We start from the raw sequence: 267 nt of genomic DNA on the forward strand, positions 1-267 counted from the left end.
GGATAAATACCGTGTAGGTATCGGCGGGCCGGTTGCCGTCAGCCCGGTCGAGTGCATGGCCGATGGCGCCGCGATGATAGGTGCCGTGGTTGATCAGGTGAAAGATCGCTTCTTCACGGCTCAACATGCCCTGTTTGCCATCCACGAAAACAAAGCGAATGGGCTCCTGAAGTTGCCCAGGCGCGAGGCCATCGAGGTACCCGGCCAGCCATTGGTTGGCAGCCGTCAGCCTGCGGTCGAGTTCATCGAGCTTGGGCAGGGTATCGG

The 267-nt window shown here is 60.7% G+C and carries 1 protein-coding gene; it reads right to left on the minus strand.

Going from position 1 to position 267, the window contains the following annotated elements:
- A partial coding sequence (locus AC0IYH_RS31885; RefSeq protein WP_471838280.1) for a DinB family protein occupies positions 1-267 on the minus strand: 267 nt, incomplete at both ends.

The sequence above is a fragment of the Pseudomonas sp. AC463 genome (assembly GCF_979253585.1).